Origin of the sequence: Marinagarivorans algicola (assembly GCF_001292705.1) — a bacterium.
GTDB classification, from domain to species: domain Bacteria; phylum Pseudomonadota; class Gammaproteobacteria; order Pseudomonadales; family Cellvibrionaceae; genus Marinagarivorans; species Marinagarivorans algicola.
Genome location: NZ_LGAK01000009.1, coordinates 78,060 through 98,390, shown reverse-complemented (window position 1 = coordinate 98,390; position 20,331 = coordinate 78,060). Strand labels below are relative to the sequence as shown.

The 20,331-nt window shown below is 45.5% G+C and carries 15 protein-coding genes; 6 read left to right on the top strand and 9 right to left on the bottom strand.

What is annotated here, in order from left to right; genetic code table 11:
- Positions 1–11: 11 nt before the first annotated feature.
- Together AC438_RS03700 and AC438_RS03695 are read right to left on the bottom strand one after the other, a co-directional pair.
- On the bottom strand, positions 12–374 hold the full coding sequence (locus AC438_RS03700; protein ID WP_053979926.1) for a response regulator: 363 nt from the start codon (positions 372–374) through the stop codon (positions 12–14).
- A gap of 2 nt (positions 375–376) precedes the next feature.
- Positions 377–1,240, bottom strand: coding sequence for a response regulator (locus AC438_RS03695; RefSeq protein ID WP_053979925.1), 864 nt, complete (start codon positions 1,238–1,240; stop codon positions 377–379).
- A 335-nt stretch (positions 1,241–1,575) separates the two neighbouring features.
- Here AC438_RS03695 and AC438_RS03690 point away from each other — a divergent pair, with 335 nt between their 5' ends.
- Positions 1,576–2,361 (top strand): MHYT domain-containing protein, encoded by a 786-nt coding sequence (locus AC438_RS03690; protein WP_053979924.1) that lies wholly within the window; start codon positions 1,576–1,578, stop codon positions 2,359–2,361.
- A 365-nt stretch (positions 2,362–2,726) separates the two neighbouring features.
- Complete coding sequence (locus AC438_RS03685) at positions 2,727–4,427, top strand: hydrogenase maturation protein (protein WP_082353956.1); 1,701 nt, start codon at positions 2,727–2,729, stop codon at positions 4,425–4,427.
- Positions 4,428–4,878: 451 nt separating this feature from the next.
- Here AC438_RS03685 and AC438_RS03680 read toward each other — a convergent pair whose 3' ends face one another.
- The 5 genes from AC438_RS03680 to zwf all read right to left on the bottom strand — a co-directional run bounded on the left by AC438_RS03680 (position 4,879) and on the right by zwf (position 11,553).
- On the bottom strand, positions 4,879–5,262 hold the full coding sequence (locus AC438_RS03680; protein ID WP_053979922.1) for an MAPEG family protein: 384 nt from the start codon (positions 5,260–5,262) through the stop codon (positions 4,879–4,881).
- An 85-nt stretch (positions 5,263–5,347) separates the two neighbouring features.
- Positions 5,348–6,703 carry a 30S ribosomal protein S12 methylthiotransferase RimO gene (rimO, locus tag AC438_RS03675; protein WP_053979921.1) on the bottom strand — a complete coding sequence of 452 codons (1,356 nt, stop codon included), beginning with the start codon at positions 6,701–6,703 and terminating at the stop codon, positions 5,348–5,350.
- Positions 6,704–6,912: 209 nt separating this feature from the next.
- Entirely contained in the window at positions 6,913–7,548 is a 636-nt protein-coding gene (gene eda / locus AC438_RS03670; protein WP_053979920.1) for a bifunctional 4-hydroxy-2-oxoglutarate aldolase/2-dehydro-3-deoxy-phosphogluconate aldolase, read from the bottom strand.
- An 88-nt stretch (positions 7,549–7,636) separates the two neighbouring features.
- The gene (gene edd / locus AC438_RS03665; RefSeq protein ID WP_053979919.1) at positions 7,637–9,460 is read right to left on the bottom strand and encodes a phosphogluconate dehydratase; all 1,824 of its coding nucleotides are present in this window, start codon (positions 9,458–9,460) and stop codon (positions 7,637–7,639) included.
- A gap of 632 nt (positions 9,461–10,092) precedes the next feature.
- Positions 10,093–11,553 (bottom strand): glucose-6-phosphate dehydrogenase, encoded by a 1,461-nt coding sequence (gene zwf, locus AC438_RS03660; protein WP_053979918.1) that lies wholly within the window; start codon positions 11,551–11,553, stop codon positions 10,093–10,095.
- A gap of 459 nt (positions 11,554–12,012) precedes the next feature.
- Between zwf and gap the strand changes: the two genes are divergently transcribed.
- Positions 12,013–13,008: a type I glyceraldehyde-3-phosphate dehydrogenase gene (gene gap / locus AC438_RS03655; protein ID WP_053979917.1), complete on the top strand. Its 996-nt coding sequence runs from the start codon at positions 12,013–12,015 to the stop codon at positions 13,006–13,008.
- A gap of 460 nt (positions 13,009–13,468) precedes the next feature.
- Here gap and AC438_RS03650 read toward each other — a convergent pair whose 3' ends face one another.
- Together AC438_RS03650 and AC438_RS03645 are read right to left on the bottom strand one after the other, a co-directional pair.
- Positions 13,469–13,912: a hypothetical protein gene (locus AC438_RS03650; RefSeq protein WP_053979916.1), complete on the bottom strand. Its 444-nt coding sequence runs from the start codon at positions 13,910–13,912 to the stop codon at positions 13,469–13,471.
- 92 nt (positions 13,913–14,004) lie between these two features.
- Positions 14,005–14,958, bottom strand: a complete 954-nt coding sequence (locus AC438_RS03645; RefSeq protein WP_082353960.1) for a hypothetical protein — start codon at positions 14,956–14,958, stop codon at positions 14,005–14,007.
- Positions 14,959–15,312: 354 nt separating this feature from the next.
- On the opposite strand from AC438_RS03645, the gene leuS reads away from it, so the two are divergent.
- The 3 genes from leuS (at position 15,313) to holA (ending at position 19,902) form a co-directional block, all read left to right on the top strand.
- Complete coding sequence (gene leuS / locus AC438_RS03640) at positions 15,313–17,925, top strand: leucine--tRNA ligase (RefSeq protein WP_082353955.1); 2,613 nt, start codon at positions 15,313–15,315, stop codon at positions 17,923–17,925.
- Positions 17,926–18,268: 343 nt separating this feature from the next.
- Entirely contained in the window at positions 18,269–18,853 is a 585-nt protein-coding gene (locus AC438_RS03635) for an LPS-assembly lipoprotein LptE (protein WP_053979915.1), read from the top strand.
- Entirely contained in the window at positions 18,853–19,902 is a 1,050-nt protein-coding gene (gene holA, locus AC438_RS03630; RefSeq protein ID WP_053979914.1) for a DNA polymerase III subunit delta, read from the top strand. Before AC438_RS03635 ends, holA begins: the two co-directional genes overlap by 1 nt.
- Positions 19,903–20,331: the final 429 nt, after the last annotated feature.

Genomic DNA, 20,331 nt, shown 5'->3' with positions numbered 1-20,331 from the left:
CACAACCTTTGTTAGGCTTCTCGAATCGCTTTTAATATCTGCTCTTCATTAATAGGCTTAGGAATCACTGCGACACCGCCTTGAATGGTAGCCCATACTTCATCGGCCTTTTGATTTTTACTTGTTACAAAAAAGATAGGGATTTTACCAATTTCATGATCTCCCGTTATGCGCCGGCAGGCCTCATAACCGTCAATACCTTCCATAACTACATCCATTAAAATCAAATCAGGTCTTGCTGATTTTGCAATATTATAAGCCTCTTCGCCATCTGATGCGGTTACAACGCTATAACCTGCCCCCTCAACAATACGTCTTAAATGCGCCAAATCTACAGGTGAGTCATCAACCAATAAAATTTTACTTGTTGTCATCTTTAATTTCCTTTGGGTTTAAAGTGCTGTTTTAAAACATCTTCAAAATCATTATGATTTATAGGTTTTACTAGGTAAGTATCGCAGCCAGCTAAAGCGCCTTTTAAACGATCAAATGATGAGGACTTGCTTGTCAACAATACAATGGGTACATTTTTATAATGCGGTAGCAATCTAATCCTCTTGCATGCTGTATACCCATCCATTCCGGGCATTACAACGTCTAAAAAAATCACATCGTAGTTCTGAGTCTTAAGCTGCTCAATGCCTTCTTCGGCTGTTGCAGCCAGATCAGCATTAACGTCGAGCAAACTAAACTCTATTTCTATTTGTTTGCGCACCGGTAAACTATCATCGATGACGAGCGCCTTATTCAAACCGTTTAATTTGAGCTTATTAGCACCGTTTTTGAGCAGCCTAATACCCGCTAATGTGTGCCCTGAGACACGACTATCATCAAGGCCTATCTCAAACTCAGGGAAAAAGCTGAGCTCTTTAATCGTATAGTCATCTAACGTTTTTAAGAATTTACTCGGATTTAAAGGGACCGAAACAATGTATTCTTGGGGGGATGCTTGAGTATTTGCTTTAGCCAAGCGAATCAGTGGCTGCTGTAAGCTTTTGCGTGTGACATGACCTCGCCACTGGGCAATGACATCTGGATGATTAACACACAAAACATAAATATCAATAGATTGGTTAGGCTCATCGCTCACCGGCACAGCAACTGCTCGGTAAGATCGTGTTCGATGATGCGTCACGCTAAATATTCGATTAAATGCGGCCAAAGCATTTGATGTTGCACCAATGATGCCTACCGTAAATAAACGAGACTCTATAGGTTTTTGAGAGAGTGTTGGTTGCATAAGCTCATCACTAATGAGGCATATCAGCCTCGGTTAAGCAAATTATCAGGGCAATCAAAGTTAGCGTAACCACACAAACCCCAATGATTAATACACTACGCCCGGTGCAGTAATACACACAGAAGTCGGTCAAAAAACAAACAACATTGACACCTTAATAAATACTTTGACAGCTAAGACTTCCTGAAATGCGATTTGGCGCGTATTCTAACCTATTACACGTTCATTACTAGTGTTAACACGCTAAACAAATCACTAATGTGCTCAAAACTCTCAACACAAATAGAAACCATGTTATTAATACAACATTTAACACACTTTAGGAGCCCTAAAACATGATGCACGCCGAACCCAGCTATAATTTTTTTCTTGTTGCACTTTCTTATTTCATTGCTACTTTTGGCTCATACACAGGCCTACAACTGGTTAAAGGTATGCGCCATGCCGAAGAGGGCGAACGCACTAAATGGATCATATCGGCATCTTTTGCATTAGGCGGCGGTGCGGTGTGGGCTATGCACTTTATTGGCATGATTGCATACGACATGGGCATGCCCGTTGTCTATGACCCATGGCTAACTGCCGCCTCACTGGCCATTGCTGTAATCGTTGTGGGATTGGGACTGTTTTTGCTCAGTACGCGTCCAAATTCAATTGCTATGCTGTTAATTGCTGGCGTTATTGCTGGTTCAGGTATTTCGAGCATGCATTTTAGCGGTATGGCCGCGATGATTACTGCAGCTGATATGGATTACAACAATACACTCGTCATTGTATCGGTTTTGATTGGTATTGCCGCGGCAACCGCAGCTTTTTGGCTCGCCTTTAACCTAGAAGGCACCATGCAAATGATCGGCGCATCTTTTGTTATGGCTATAGCGGTATGCGGTATGCATTACGTTGGAATGGAAGCCATGATTATGACACACAACCCAAATCTTGCTATGCCAGAGTCAGGTGTTGAGCCACTGACTATGGGTTTGTTTATCTTTTGCTTTTCCATGATTATGCTGGTGCTATGCCTAGTTGTTACTTTAAGCCAATTAAATAAAAAAATGTATGAAGCCCTAGAGGCCGAAGACGATGAGGAAGATGAACTAGAAGAAGCCGCCAAAAATTAATACTAATGTACCAACAAATAATCATTGGGTTTTAGAAAAATAAATTCATATAACACTCTTAATACTGCGTCAATACTATTGTCGCAGTATTTTTTTTATTTTTATTTTAAAAAAATAGTTAACCTGAACTTTATTCACCCCAAAACGCTAACCACTTCTCTTTTTTAATTTTTTTACCCCCACTTTAGAACCAAAAATAAAAATAGCATTTGATGATTACGTTAATTTATTTCAATATAATCTAACAACTTTTGTTTAACATAGCGTTTAGTTTAATGTAATGTACCTGTTAATAAAGTATTCACACTTGTGAAGTAATGTAAAAAATTATTAATTAACTTTTAATCAATTGTAAGGATGTACTCATGAAAGTTTTAATTCTCGCGTCTTCGTTTAGTGGTTTATGTCAAAGAGTGTTAAGGGAATTAGTGTTACTCGGACATGATATTGATCAGCATTATGGTATGGACGAGCCTGTGCTGAGGGAGCAAATTGCTAGCTTTCAACCCGATCTTATACTTTGCCCCTTTTTAACCCATCGTATTCCCGAAGACATTTGGCAGCAATATAAATGCTTAATCGTACATCCCGGTATTGAAGGCGATCGCGGACCCTCATCGATTGATTACGCCATTACACATGACGACTCACGTTGGGGCGTTACATTATTGCAAGCCGATAGCGAAATGGATGCCGGTGATATCTGGGGTACGCAAAACTTTCCTTTGCGCCGCGCCGGTAAAACCAGCACCTACAAACGTGAAGTGAGTACCACGGCAGTCGCACTAATTAAGCAGGCCTTACTCGATTTTAAAGATCCCAACTACCAACCCAAACCCCTCAACTACAACAACCCAGGTGTTGAAGGCACTTGCAATCCGTTACTGCGCCAGCCTTTGCGTCGCATTGACTGGTCTGTCGATACGACACGCACCATCATGCAAAAAATTTATGCCGCCGATACAACCCCTGGCGTACTCGATCACTTTTTAGGCCATGATGTGCATTTATTTGGCCCAGAGCTAGAACCCAACCTTAAAGGTGAAGCCAAGCAAATTTTAGCGATTCGCCATGGCGCAGTCTGTATAGCCACCATCGACGGTGCCGTTTGGATCAAGCAAATGAAGTGCAAAACGCATTCTGCGCTCCCAGCAATCAAGCTACCAGCCGCTAGAGTAATCAATGCATTAGCAGGCAATCAGAGCCTGAACCTTGCTACCGAGTACGATGCATCGGTTATTGATGATATTCGCGTTGAGCATATCGGTGATGTAGCTTATGTCTATTTTGATTTTTACAATGGTGCTGCCAACACCCAGCAGTGCTTACGCCTTAAGCAGCGCTTAGCACACGTTAAAGCCAGTGATGCCAAAGTCATTGTTCTTATGGGTGGTGAGGACTTCTTCAGTAACGGCATCCATTTAAATTGTATTGAAGCAGCGGCTGATCCTGCGCTGGAGTCTTGGCAGAATATTAATGCTATTGATGATGTTGTTGCTGAGATCATTCATACACCCAATCAATTAACCATTGCGGCATTGCGTAATAACGCTGGTGCTGGTGGTGCTATTTTGGCTTTGGCCTGTGATAAGGTCATTATTCGTGAAGGCGTCGTACTCAACCCACATTATGCCAAAATGGGTCTCTATGGTTCGGAGTACTGGACTTACTTACTACCCAAGCGTATAGGCCATGAATTGGCACAAAAATGGACGACCGAGTGTGAGCCGCTCTTAGCTAGCGAAGCCTTACAATACCGCTTTGCCGATCAAATGTTACCCGAGGACTGGGAGCAATACCATGAGCATTTACGCAGCTTCTGTCAGCAACAAGCATCGCAACTTGACCTCACAGCAGAGCTAGAGCAAAAGCGCCAACGCCGTGCCGCCGATGAAGCGCTTAAGCCTCTCGAAAACTATCGCAGCGAAGAACTCGCTAAAATGCGTGAGATTTTTTATAACCCCGAAAGCAGCTATCATTTAGAGCGTAAACTGTTTGTTTTTAAGGGTAAACTTCCTGAGGCTGATTCCGTCAAAGATGCTCAACTCGAGCTTGCAGCGCAGTGACTCATGTAAATATTTACACACCAATAAAACAGACACTACACTAAAAACTGCTGCATAACCTAAGAGCCTTTAAATTATTTAAAGGCTCTTTTACACAACTTTTTCTGATGAGCATCATCGCTGACAAACCTCACTTTACAGTATACTGACGGATGATTTTTTGGGCGCTTAAGCGCCGAGAGTGCTTAAAAAAATAGCGCCCATGGGTGGTTTGAGCGGCCCAGACAATGATTCAGTACCCAATTTCGGCCCCTCGGAATAGTTACATTTTATGTTCAAGCCTTTATTTACTCGAGCGTAATGGCATGCTCTTTTATTTTTCTGCTACCCGTGGAGGGGGCCTACGAATGGAGCCCCCAGAAGGGTATACAGCACTCTTAAAGCGCCTTACCGTGCGGGCCAAAACCCAATAATTCACCTAACTCACTTTTTAGTAAATAGCGCACTAACTCTAATAAAAAATCTGCCAGCACAACATAAACACGGCCACTAGCTGCAATAAATACGTTAGTCCAGCACCTAAGCGCCTTGCGATAAAGGCTTGGTGGTTCATACCCATTGCATGAGCCACGCGAGCGAGTGTGAAGGCGGTGACTAATGCGCTTAAGTACATATTAGGTAATTGATTGAGCGTTAATGCCAGTAATAAAAAAGCAAAAATAGGCACTTGCTCGATGGCGTTGCCTTGAGCGCGAATAGCGGCAAATAAAATATCGTTACCACCATCGCCGGTTGATATTTTAAACTTCATGCGCAATAACGAAACGCGCATGGCTAAGGCAAATAATAACAACGCCTGTAACGCAATAAAAACTGAAAACCAAAAATAATCCATGCTATTTCCTTGTAATCAAATCATAACAAGTAGATAGGCACACTGTAATATTAGAGTGTTCACAGCGTGCCTCAACTACCATAACTCATGGCACTGTTAACGACTCTTCGTCCATATCCGCCGGCACACCCCAAAGGTCATATTCATCGGAGCCTGTAATACGTACATTTAAGCGATGGCCCGGCTGTAAGCCGTAGTCGCCATCTAATGATATTTGACCGTCAATTTCGGGGGCATCGGCTTGGGTGCGACCAAACGCTACACCATCTTCAATACCATCGACGAGCATTTCTTGAATAGTACCCACTTTTTTGGCTAAACGACTGGTTGATATTTCTTGTTGCTTGGCCATAAAGCGCTCCCAGCGCTCTTGCTGGATATCTTCAGGGATATGGTCGGGTAAATCATTAGCCTTCGCACCGTCAACCGGGGAATACTTAAAGCAGCCTACGCGATCTAATTGCGCCTCTTCTAAAAAGTCTAATAGCTCTTGAAATTCCGCTTCAGTTTCACCGGGGAAGCCCACAATAAATGTCGAGCGAATAACAAGTTCAGGGCATATTTCTCGCCACTGCTTAATGCGATGCAATACTTTTTCGCTATGGGCAGGGCGCTTCATGAGTTTTAAAATACGCGGGCTGGCATGCTGAAAAGGAATATCCAAATACGGCAAAATTTTGCCTTCAGCCATTAACGGAATCACTTTATCAACATGCGGATAAGGATACACATAGTGCATACGCACCCAAACACCTAGCTCGCCTAAAGCTATGGCTAAGTCTTGCATACGGGTTTCTAAGCCCTCGACTAAATCAAGCTTAAATTTCACATCAATGCCGTAAGCACTGGTATCTTGCGAAATAACTAATAGCTCTTGCACGCCGCTTGCAACCAGTTTTTTAGCCTCACTCACCACATCAGTTAACGGACGACTCACTAAATCGCCACGCATCGCGGGGATTATGCAAAAACTACAACGGTGATTACAGCCTTCTGATATTTTAAGATAAGCGTAATGCTTAGGCGTTAACTTAACACCTTGTGGTGGCACCAAATCAACCAAAGGGTTGTGCTGCTCAGGAGTAGGCGGTATAAATTGGTGCACTGCATTCATTACCGAATCATAATCGGCAGGACCACTCACGCTAAGCACATCGGGGTTTGCCTGCTTAATCGCATCGGCATCTACACCCTTACCCATGCAACCTGTCACAATCACTTTGCCGTTTTCGGCCATGGCCTCTTTAATAGCGTCCATAGATTCTTGCTTGGCGCTATCAATAAAGCCACAGGTATTAATTACCACTACATCTGCGTTTTGATAGCTATCGACCAAGTCATACCCATCAACACTGAGCTGGGTTAAAATGCGTTCAGAGTCAACCAACGCCTTAGGGCAGCCCAACGAAACAAAGCCCACTTTACCGTTTTTACTTGTCATAGAGTTACCACTTATTAAAACTGCCAAACCTACACATAAACAACCCTCGCTATCGCAATAGGCCAGTAGGCTAAAAAATTAGGCGCAATTCTACCAGAAAGCACTCGCAGCGCGTTTGCTTACCGAACAAAACCTTTAGCTAAAAACAATGACACACAAAAAAGGCCTCAATAAGAGGCCTTCTGATCAAATGCACTAATGGTTAGCGCTCATGACATTGCTTTGATTTTGGCAACCGTTTGAGCGGCAATATCGGTGATTTTTTGCCAATCTTTGGCTTGTACTGCCGCTTTAGGCACTAACCAAGAGCCACCTACACACGCCACGTTAGGTAGCGCCAAAAAGTCGGTAAAGCCATCCATCGTTAAGCCGCCGGTTGGACAAAAAGTCACTTGTGGTAATGGACCATTAATAGACTTAAGTAAAGGTATACCGCCCACCGCCGTTGCGGGGAATAATTTAAAGCACGTTAAGCCAAGCTCCATGCCTTGCAATACTTCAGAGCAGGTTGATACGCCAGGCAACAATTTAACATTTAATGCCTGTGCTTTTTTAACCAACGCTTCGGTCATGCCCGGTGATACCGCAAAATCAACACCCGCTTCAGCAACGCGCTCTAGATATTTTTCACCAATAACCGTTCCACAACCTACAATTAAATCTGGGCATGCCGCTTTAACCGCTTTAATGCAATCAATTGCAACTGGTGTACGCAAAGTGATTTCGACCGAGGTAATACCGCCTTTTTGCAACGCTTGCGCGACAGGTACGGCATCTTCGACAGCATCTAACACAATAACGGGCATTACGCCTAACGGTGCTAAAAATTCTTTTGTAATTGTCATAACAAGCCTCTTTATGTGTTTTTTAAATAAGTTTTACGATTAACAAGGTCCGTAAAAACCTTGTTAAAACCGGTTTACTCGACGTTAGTTATTCAAAGTCGATAGCGTCATTAAACACACTGGCACCACTTTGCGAACGATCGGCAAGCGACCTAAAGCCACCGAATAAATTGCGACCCAAATCATGTGTTTGCTGAGGCTGTGCGGCCACCTCACGCTCGGCTAATACTTCTTCGCTCACGAGTAATTCAACAATGCCGTTATCTGCATCAAAACGTACTCTATCGCCGGTTTGCACTTTTGCCATCACACCACCAAACAATGCCTCTGGCGACATATGAATGGCCGAAGGTACTTTGCCCGATGCGCCAGACATACGCCCGTCTGTAACTAGTGCGACTTTAAAACCACGGTCTTGCAACAAACCCAATGGTGGCGTCATCTTATGCAGCTCTGGCATACCGTTAGCACGCGGCCCCTGAAAGCGAACGATAGCAATAAAGTCACGGTTTAATTCACCGCGTTTAAACGCAGCAATCAAATCGTTTTGATCATCAAAAACAATGCATGGCGCTTCTAGCGCACGATATTTAGGATCAACAGCCGATATTTTAATAACCCCCTGCCCCAAATTGCCTTGTAGCAGGCGCAAGCCACCTTCACTATTAAATGGGTTAGTTGCTGGCCGCAAAATAGTATCATCCAAACTCTCGCCGGCATCGTGAATCCAAACAGCGTTACCTTTTTCATCTAGGGTTGGGTATTTTTGATAACTGTCTAAGCCTTCGCCCATCACGGTTTTAACATCTTCATTGAGCAAACCCGCTGCACGCAGCTCCTTCACCAAGTAGGCCATGCCACCGGCTTGGTGAAAGTGATTAACGTCGGCTTCACCATTCGGGTAGATACGCGCTAATAATGGTACTGCCCGCGACAGCTCGTCCATGTCTTCCCAGGTTAAAATAATACCCGCTGCCCGCGCCATAGCCACTAAATGCATCGTATGGTTGGTCGAGCCACCGGTTGCTAGCAGGCCAACTACGGCATTCACAAACGACTTTTCAGTGAGGACTTCGTACGTAGGAATATAAGTGCCTGCCGCCTGCGAGTTTAAAATACAACGCTCAACCGCTGCCTTAGTTAACGCTGGGCGCAATGGGTCATCCAAGGCAATAAAAGAAGAGCCAGGCAATTGGATACCCAGCATTTCAACCAACATTTGGTTACTGTTAGCCGTCCCATAAAACGTACACGTGCCAGGACTGTGATAGGACTTACTCTCGACCTCTAATAAGCGCTCTTCGCCCACTTCACCTGCGGCAAATTGCTGGCGCACTTTGGCTTTTTCTTTGTTGGCAATACCTGATGGCATAGGCCCTGCGGGTACAAATACAGCCGGTATATGACCAAAACTGGCCGCGGCTATCACCATGCCCGGTACAATTTTGTCACAAATACCTAAAAATAAATTCCCATCAAACATATTATGACTCAGACCAACGGCCGCCGACATGGCAACCACTTCGCGACTGAACAAGCTCAACTCCATACCAGGTAAGCCTTGCGTTACACCGTCGCACATTGCAGGCACACCACCGGCGACTTGCGCGGTACTGCCCATGCTACGAGCAACTTCTTTGATGAAGTCGGGATATGTTTCATAAGGCTGATGTGCAGACAGCATATCGTTAAACGCAGTTGTTATGCTCAAATTAGCGCTTTGCATAAGCTTAATCGTATTTTTATCTTCACCGCTACATGCCGCGTAGGCATGCGCTAAATTTCCGCAAGATAAACGCTTTTTAGGTGGATTATCTTTCATAGTGCGCTTCATCGCGGCCAAATAAGATTGCCGTGTTTTAGCGCTACGCTCAATAATACGTGCGGTGACCGCTGCAATGACATGATTCACAATTACTACTCCCGTTACCGGCAACAACAATGCTGCTTAGGTACTGATAAATTTAAAATGATGTTTAATAAAAAATTCTAGACCATAGCTTCACACTAAAATTTTTTGTTAAAAACCACTTACAATGACTATTAACTACCGAGTTAACTATCGATTACGAGCATCACCCCAAAAAACACCTATTAGCGCCCGATGAGGCCACTAGCTAAATAACGATGCACTCTTTAACATAAAGATAATATTATTGTTCGTAAAGCCCAAACTCAGGCACCTTTAAAGACTGAGCACGTCAAATACGCGCTCGTAACATGACATCAGCTAATATGACATCAGCACACAAGTCGAGTCAAAAGCCTCTATTCAATTGAGCCTCTATGACAGCTTTTTAGCTGTCACCTCTATGAGAATGTAAAACCTAATACCTAAATAGGCACAAAAAATAATAAGCCGTTTTTGTGCCGCGTAGTAGCACGTCGATTACTGTGCCGCACAAAAGTGACAAACGGATTAAACGCTACAGCATTCGCCTACACTACAATGTACATTGGCGTTAAAATCACAGGCCTCTATTCGGCCAGTAATGATCTTTTTAATACCGCCATAACAGTTATATCCGCTGATACATGTCATTGCTAATCGGTTGCACCATTGTGCCAATGACGGTTATCTTGCGCCATAAAATCATCGGAGGCTTGTGGGCCTGCAGACCCTGCCGCATAACCAACCGTACGATGATCTTCACTCGCCCAAGCTGCACGTATTGTGTCAATCCAATCCCATGCCGCTTCCACCTCTGGTTGGCTAACAAATAAAGTTTGGTCATTGCGAATCACATCAAATAACAACCGCGAATAAGCATCATGTCTTTTCTCTTTTGCTGTTTCACAAAAAGATAAATCCATAGTGCGGTCAATTAACGGAACACGTGCATCAAGGCCCGCTTTTTTGTTCATCATTCTAATGCGAATGCCCTCGTCTGGCTGCAAATGAATAACTAACTGGTTAGCCGAGTTATCGGTTAACTGATCGCGAAATAATCGGGTATTGTTTTGTTTAAACGTGATAACAATTTCGCCATGACGCTTGTCCAAGCGCTTGCCGGTGCGCAAATAAATAGGCGTGCCCGACCAGCGAAAATTTTCTATTTCCGCTTTAATAGCCACATAAGTTTCAACATCACTGGGGCGGCCTTGGCTTTCTTCTTCTTGCAGATAACCAGGCACTTGCTCGCCACCGATTGTACCCGCTTGATATTGGCCGCGCACGGTTGCCTCTTTAACATTTGTAGTATTAATAGGCTTGAGACACTTAAGGATCTTAAGCTTTTCAGCACGCACGTAATCGGCATCAAGGCTCGCCGGTGGCTCCATGCACACCAAACACAGCACTTGCAACAAATGATTTTGCACCATATCGCGAATGGCACCGGTTTCTTGATAAAAGTCCCAGCGATTACCACACCCCACCATCTCACTAACAGTAATTTGAATGTGGTCAATATGACGGTGGTTCCATAATGGCTCAAAAATATCATTAGCAAAACGCAAGGCCAATAGGTTTTGAACCGACTCTTTACCTAGATAATGATCAATACGGAAGATTTGGTTTTCTTTAAATACGCGGCTAAATTCAGCATCAATCGCTAAAAAAGCTTCTTTACTGTTACCAAGTGGTTTTTCAACGACAACTCGTGTTTTTTCTCCCGTCATGCCTGCGGTTTCAAGCGCTGTACATATTTTGCCAAAAATACTCGGTGGTACCGCCAAATAGACAATTAGACTAGCATCTTGTGTAAAGTACGTGTCTTTAATGCGTTTAAGACTGTCAGGATCAGTTGAGTCACCCTGCACGAAATGTAAACACGGAGCAAATTCATTCCAAATCGCTTCATCATATAATGCGCCAGTATTTTCAATGAGCCATTTTTTAACTAAAGCAACAAATGCATCACGTTCGCGTGCCGAGCGGGCCATACCAAAAATTTTGGTATTAGCTGGCATGCAACCATTGAGCGCCAAATAGTATAACGAAGGGTAAAGTTTGCGAAGCGCCAAATCGCCATCACCACCCACGAGTAAGATGTCAGTATTCATACCGGTACATACCTGCCTTAATTACAGTAATTTGAAGAGGAGTTTGACCCTAAAATATTTTACTTACCACCTTCTTCAGGTAGCAAAACTTGTGGCAAACACAGTGTATTTGCGCGCAAATACACTTACACACTGATTTGCGAAGCCCGAAATCTATTAACCAAAACACCCGCAAAGCTATGAGTGGCCTAGGTTTCAAGGACTTTTAGACCAGAGGGAGCACTGGTAAAGCCGGCTGTATTGTAGAGGTTGATTGGTTGCTTTTTCAACTGTGATTACGGATAATCGCCACACTTCAAAGGGTTCCAAGGCTAATAACTTGCGTACTCCCATAGAATTTAACGCTATTTACGGCAATAACTCAGCAATTTTTGTCTGTTATTTTGCCTTTGCGTTAACATATACACCTGCCGTTCACCGCAGACTCAGATTATTCACATTCACTAATTAGGACTCCCTATGATTCGTATTGGTATTAACGGTTTTGGTCGCATTGGTCGCTTTGTATTTCGCGCCGCTTGCGAGCGTTCTGACGTTCAAGTTGTTGGCATTAACGATCTTATTGATGTTGAATACCTTGCTTATATGTTGAAATACGACTCAACCCACGGTCGTTTTAAGGGGGATGTAGAAGTCGTTGATGGCAGCCTGGTCGTTAACGGCAACACTATTCGTATTACCGCAGAGCGCGATCCTGCAGACCTTAAATGGGGTGATATTGGTGCAGATTATATTGTCGAGTCGACAGGCTTCTTTTTAACCGACGAAACCGCTCGCAAACATCTTGCAGCCGGCGCAAAAAAAGTCGTTTTATCCGCACCTTCTAAAGATACGACACCCATGTTTGTTATGGGCGTTAACCATACATCTTATGCCGGCCAAGATATTGTCTCTAACGCGTCATGCACCACTAACTGCTTAGCGCCTATTGCTAAAGTGTTAAACGATAAATTTGGCATTACCGAAGGCCTAATGACAACAGTACACGCAACAACGGCTACACAAAAAACCGTTGACGGGCCATCAGCCAAAGACTGGCGCGGCGGCCGCGGTGCTGGTCAAAATATTATTCCTTCATCAACTGGCGCTGCCAAAGCTGTCGGTAAAGTCATCCCGGAGCTTAACGGTAAACTAACCGGCATGGCTTTTCGTGTACCCACCCCAGATGTATCAGTTGTTGATTTAACTTGTCGTTTAGACAAAGGCGCCTCGTACGAAGCCATTTGCACTGCTATGAAAGAAGCCTCTGAAGGCGACCTAAAAGGTATTTTAGGCTACACCGAAGATGCTGTTGTTTCTAACGATTTTATCGGCGAAACATGCACCTCAATCTTTGATGCCACCGCCGGCATTTCACTTAACGATAACTTTGTTAAAGTGGTTAGTTGGTACGACAACGAAATTGGCTACTCAAATAAAGTGGTTGATTTAATTACGCACATTGCCGCCCAATAATTAGCCTCATACAATCACTCATAAGACCCTCAGTCTTTTTGAGTGATTGTTTTAGCAGTGCTTGTTTTAGCAGTGATTGTTTACCTGCCCCCCTTTTCATTTTCACTCTCAAGCTCGCTTAAATACCCAAAAGTCAATCAGCGAGGGTCTTCTCGTATCATTGTTCAGTTTTGCCAAATAAAGATTGAACGCTAAATCAAAAGAGCTGAGTAAGGCTTTTTAGCTACATCATAATATGCAGAAGAGGCTTCTGGATAACACCGTCGAGAAGCATAAAATCGCAAAGCACTCCGTGGCAGTTAGCTTAAGCGACTCTATCGATGAATCACTCGCACTCAATGTCGGCATCGCTTAAGCAATAAGGCGGTTAATAAGACAGTTAAATAGCGGTGACTTTTCAACAGTACGGATTATGAATAGTCATAGCCACCGCTTCTTTACTGCTTTAATCAATGAAAACTTACATTGTGACTATTGATTGCGCATTATGCTGTAGCGCAATGGTCGACACCATACGCAACTGTTCAGGGGTAATACTTTTTGCTTGAATGTTATCCGCTGACAAATCAACGTTTAATCCTGTTTGTTCAAAAATCGTCGCTTCAATGGTCTCTTTATTAACAACACCCTCAAGCTTAACCGCGCGTAAGCCATTGTCGCTATTAAGCGTGCCCAAACTACCGCCAGGCAAATAAATGGTGCCTTGATGAAAATCGATGGCAAATGCGACTAAGCCAGGTACCAGATAAAAAAACAATCCAATGCCATTTAATGCAACAATTTTCATATCGATATTACCGCCCGTTTGCCCTTGGCGCTCAGGGTGTAAAAATGTACCGCAACCGGCTGTATTCATTAAAATAGCAGCAATAGCAACGCCACCCATCATTTTTTTAAGCTTCATAGTATTCCCCAAATTCAACACATTTATGTCATTACAATATGCCACTGCATATTAATTTAGGGTACTTCAGGTCACCCACTCGAGTCAAAAAATTAGGCTAACCAAGCCTCTAAATCCTCATCATGCCATTTGGCCACTAAACTCAAGCCCTCTTGTGCCACATTTAAATACACATCAATAATCTCTGTGGCTAACGCAAAGAGTTGCGCCGACTCGCTCATAATACGGTTACCACCTAATACATCTGCCTCTACTTTATTGAGCAAAAACATTAACTTAAGCTCATAGGTTTTCATCAAATTGACGCTGGGTAATTCAGTCTCTAAGCCGCCACAAATGCGCTGGGCATATACGCGCAGCGCCTCATGCTGCGCACGCACACACTGCACAGCAAAGCGTAATTTACGATCTAAACGGTACTCGCACTCCCCCTTTGCTGCCGCATAAGTGGCCAATCCTCGCATGCGCGCTAACTGCTCGACCATCTCGGGGATGCGCCTCACAATAAAGGGCAGCAACTCTACCGACCTCATCGCAACGATGGGCTTGTTAGCACTGGCCACCCGATTAGGCGCCATCACACGGGTTATTGGGCGCTCTATTTTTTGCGCCAACGCAATACTCATGCCTTGCATTTGCTCAATAAAATGCGAGTGCAACTCAAAATTATCAATCACATCATCATCTTGCCAATGCGCACTGATTGTATACCAAGCATTGTGCACGTTTTGCCGATCGCGATCGCTCAAGCTACCCGCCATTGCAGCAAATGCCTCCAGCGCTGCCAAACGGCGCTCTACTTCGCACTGCAATAAAGTAAAGTCCTCTTCAAAGGCGCGATTGCCCGCTAATAACGCCATACTCATGCCGCGATGGCGCTGTACTGCTTTTGACAGATGATGCAATTGGCGCAATAACACCATCGCATCACGCTGCTCGGTATAACGCTTACTAAAAATAGTTAACGTGAGGTCTGCGTTATGAGTCAGGCTCTTGAGATCGGTGGCAAGTGGGCATGCAGGATTAAACTTTGAAACAACGGTCATGGAAAAGTCTCTGTATTGATGCTCATTGGCATACATTAAATGCTTATGATAGGCAGCCTCGGCACGTCTCTTTTTAGTGCAGCCGATAAACCAACAGCGCTTATCTGACGCAGAGACAGCGAACATTACGCCATCTTGCGGCGCTTTAGCCTTCTGATACACCACGAGAAGCAACCGCTGTGCCACACCTTTTAGGGCCTTCCTCTCTAAAATGCACAAGCAAAGCGCCCACTGAGGCAGCTAATCGCCTGCCATCGACACCTACGTATTTAATTTACCGCCCGCACAGCCTATAATCGTTGTCTTTTGCGAAGGCACCAAGCCTTTGCCACTGGGTTAGAGATCAAACAACTGATGAACGAGAATTACAATCCGTCCGAGATCGAGCAAGATGCTCAACGTTATTGGCAAGAAAACAACAGCTTTGCCGTCACCGAAGACACCAGCAAAGAAAAATTTTACTGCCTGGCAATGTTCCCCTACCCCAGTGGCCGTCTCCATATGGGCCATGTACGTAATTACACCATTAGCGATGTTATTGCGCGCTTTCAGCGTATGCTGGGCAAAAACGTCTTACACCCTATGGGTTGGGATGCCTTTGGTTTACCAGCCGAAAACGCCGCCATCAAAAACAACACGGCCCCAGCTAAATGGACATATTCTAATACTGAGTACATGCGCGACCAGCTCACAGCCTTAGGTTTTGGCTTTGACTGGAGCCGCGAGGTCACCACCTGCAAGCCCGACTACTACAAATGGGAGCAATGGTTTTTTACACGTTTATACGAAAAAGGCCTAGCCTACAAAAAAGTATCAACCGTAAACTGGTGCCCAGAAGACGAAACCGTACTGGCCAACGAGCAAGTTGAAGAGGGCTGCTGCTGGCGCTGTGGTACTACCGTCGAGAAAAAAGAAATTCCACAGTGGTTTATTCGCATTACCGATTACGCCGAAGAACTTCTCGACGACCTCGACAAGCTGCCCCACTGGCCCGAGCAAGTGAAAACCATGCAGCGCAACTGGATTGGCAAAAGCCGCGGCGTCGATATGCGCTTTGACCTTAGCACCCCCGTTGCTGAGCACACAGGCTTTGAGGTGTACACCACTCGCCCAGATACCATTATGGGTGTGACCTACGTTAGCCTTGCCGCGCAGCACCCCATCGCGCTTGAACTGGCGAAAACTAACCCCGAGCTCGCCGCCTTTATAGAAACGTGCAAAACCCAGTCAGTGGCCGAAGCCGATATGGCCACCATGGAAAAACTAGGCTTTAACACCGGTATTACAGCGGCTCACCCCATCACTGGCGAGCCGGTCAATGTATGGGTAGCCAACTACGTACTCATGGATTATGGCTCGGGTGCGGTCATGGCTGTACCAGCCCACGACGAGCGCGACTACGAATTTGCCAAAAAGTACAACATCGCCATTAATCAAGTCGTTGCTCCAAGCAATAGCGACAAAAATAACAGCGACAATAACGACATCAACTTAGATGAAGGCGCCTTTACCCGCAAAGGCGTACTTATCAATTCAGGGGAGTTTGATGGCCTTAACTTTGACGGCGCTTACACCGCCATTGTGCAAACCCTAGAGGCCGCAGGCAAAGGTCGCGCCACTACCAACTACCGCTTACGCGACTGGGGCGTATCGCGCCAGCGTTACTGGGGCACCCCCATCCCTATCTTTAACTTAGCCGACGGCGGCGAAATTGCCGTACCCGCGCACAAGTTGCCAGTTCTTTTACCCGAAGATGTGATTATGGATGGCGTACAGTCGCCCATCAAAGCCGACCTCGAATGGTGCAAAGGCGATATAGACGGTCAATTAGGTGAGCACGAAACCGACACCTTTGACACCTTTATGGAATCAAGCTGGTACTACGCACGCTATACAAGTCCTAATGCCGACACCATGCTAGACCCTCAAAAAGCCAACTACTGGCTACCGGTTGATCAGTACATTGGCGGTATTGAACACGCTATTATGCACCTGCTTTACGCGCGCTTCTTCCATAAACTTATGCGCGATGAAGGCCTTGTAGACTGTGACGAACCCTTTGACCGCTTACTGTGCCAAGGCATGGTTAACGCCGAATCGTTCTTTACTAAAGAAGGCGGTCGCACCGAGTGGTTTGCCCCTAGCGATGTGCGCGTAGAGCGCGACGAGAAAGGAAAAATGCTCAACGCTTTTAGCGTCGAAACGAATCAACCGCTCGAGTTTGGTGGCGTGATTAAAATGAGTAAATCCAAAAACAATGGGGTTGATCCTGAGCACGTTGTCCGTGAATACGGTGCCGATACCATTCGCCTATTCAGCATGTTTGCTGCCCCACCGGAGCAAAGCCTAGAGTGGACCGATGCCGGCGTAGAAGGCGCTAGCCGCTTTCTTAAAAAATTATGGCGCGCAGTGCACACTCATTTGGCCGCCGGCGAGCCTGGGGCGCTAACACTCGACACCCTCACCAAACAACACACCGACTTGCGTCGCAAAACCCATGAAACCATCAAAAAGGTCACTGACGATTTTGGTCGCCGCCAAACCTTCAACACCGCTATTGCCGCCGTCATGGAGCTTCTTAACGAGGTGAATCGCAACGCCGATCGCGCCACACCACTAGGCCTAGCCGTAGAGCGCGAAGCGCTAGAAGCCGCCGTTGTAATGCTTGCACCTATTGTGCCGCACGCAAGCCATGCTTTATGGCAAGGCTTAGGGCACGGCAAAAACCTTCTCGATACCGCCTGGCCTAAAGTAGATGAAAGCGCCTTAGTGCGCGACAGCATCACAATGGTTGTGCAGGTTAACGGTAAAGTACGCTGTAAACTTGAGCTACCCGCCGACGTCAGCAAAGAAGACGCCGAAGCCGCCGCCCTCGCCCACGAAGATACGATTCGCTTTATTGGTGAAAACACTGTGCGCAAAGTGATTGTGGTGCCAGGCAAATTAGTCAATATTGTCGCCAAATAAGCACAGTGGCTAAGCAGGCATTGATGCTCAGTAAATATTAATGCTTAGTCAAAATAGCCACTTAATAAACCGCGACACAATGGCTGCGAGCCTGCTAACAATCTCGCAGCTAGGCTTATCGTAAGCTTGATGACAAGCTTAAAATAAACACACGTTGTGGCAAGTCAATACCATAATCAACGAGCATTAGCCCGTATGGTATTGACTGAACCGCGTAACACTCACTCTTGCGCTTAATATCAGCAACTAAAGCTTGATAACAGCAACTAAAGAGAGTGAGTACACGTACCTTAACCTAACACGCCACATCCAATTCCGCACACTAACTCCCCACGAGAGCCCTATGCAAAACAACGCCCTATCTTTTTTATTTCGGCTATTTGTGATGACAGTATTGCTCAGCACCGCCGCTTGCGGCTGGCAATTACGCGGTTTTAATCAAGGCAAGCTACCTGCACAACTCGCACTTAAAATTGACGACCCTTATGCACCGCTTGCCCGCCAGCTGCAACAAACACTCGTGCGCCGCGGCGTGACCGTTAATCCCAGCGCCGCAGTACAACTATGGCTAGATAAAGAAGTGCTTAGCAAGCGCACCGTCGCAGTCACCAGTATTGGGGCTTCTGCTCAATATGAACTGCAATTAAAAGTCGCCTTTAGTTTTAGTCGGCAAAGCGACACCCAAAACGCTCAACTCACACCCAACACCTTGATTACCCAGCGCGTCTTTGACTTTGCTCCAGGCAGCAACCTAGCCAAAACCGAAGAAGAGCAAACGCTACTCAAAGAAATGCGCCAAGAACTTATTAATCGCATTTTAGCGCAAAGCCCTACTCAAGCTATCGAATCAAGTGCTTATGCAGACCCCTTACCCGTGATCGAAGAGCACACCTTAGGTACACCAGCGGCAACGAGCGAAGCGCAATAATGCCTAAAATCAATGCCGATCAGCTCGCCAACCACTGTCACGGCACGCTTCTACCGGTATACATTATCAGTGGTGACGAGCCCTTATTGGTACAAGAGGCCTGTGATATTCTGCGCCAACATGCGCGCGCCCAAGGCTTTAATGAGCGCGAACTCTACCATACCGACAGCAGTCTCGACTGGCAGCAACTACTACAAAGCGCCAACAGCATGAGCTTGTTTGCCGAACGCAAAATCATCGAAGTGCGCAGCCATAACAGCAAGCCCAATGAGGCTGGCAAAAACGCCTTGCTCGAATACAGCAAAAACCCTAGCCCCGACACACTCTTACTACTAGTATTTCCTAAAATAGAGCGCGCCACGCAAAACACCAAATGGTTTAAAGCCATTGATGCAATAGCCGGCAATGTACAGATCTGGCCTGTAGGGGCCAAAGCTTTTCACCGCTGGGTTGAGCTGCGCTTAAAAAGCGAGGGCCTTAAGGCTACTGCCGATGCCATCGGTATTTTAGCCAGCAAAGTAGAAGGCAACTTACTCGCCTGTGTACAAGAAATTCAAAAACTCAAGCTACTCAATAATGACGGCATCATCGATGGCCAAACCTTGGCTAATGCCGTCGTCGATAGCGCCCGCTATGATATTTTTACCCTAGTTGACCGCGCCACCAGTGGCGATGCTCGTGCAGCCGTACGCACACTGCAAGGACTCCGCGAAGAAGGCACCGAGGCAACGATTATTTTATGGGCACTAGCCCGTGAAATTCGCGCGCTCAATGCGCTGTTTTTTGTCAACCAACAAGGCGGCAACTTTAACAGCATTGCGCGCACGCATGGCATTTTTGATAAGCGCCTCCCATTGGTGCGCCAAGCTCTTGGGCGCCTTAAAGCAGGGCAGCTACGCCTACTATTGCGCCAGTGCGCACTGGCCGATCGCGCTATTAAAGGTGCCAGTAAACAAAATATTTGGAGCCTGCTCAACGATATTACCTTAATGCTCGCAGGTGTTAGGGCATTAAGTGCCCGCTCATTACAACAACAACTCGAGCAATGATTACACATCTCCTGCCGCTGTCACACACAAATCTCATCGCCATGCTTTAAAAAACCACACACTAACAACCAGCCCGCGTGACCACCTCTACAACAGTTTAGTCGCGCATTACAACCACCAATTCCATAATAAAGGCACTAAAGTCATCCAAACATCGACATTACAAGTCTTGACTTTTTCGGTAAAAAGCTAAGGCTTTTTTGGCATATAAAACCAATCAAAATAAAACAATTCTATCTTTAGCGCGTTCACTAAATTCTCATCGGGTTACACCCCGCAGACCGCTTGGTTTACAGGTACTTATCCACAATGGCGTCCACAATTTACTCACACTTTGCCCCCTGCTTTTCACTATTGCAACTTTGTCAAAATCACTTTATCTTGTAGCTCGTTTTCAGCCCAACCCCAACATGTGGTGTTTTTGTACAA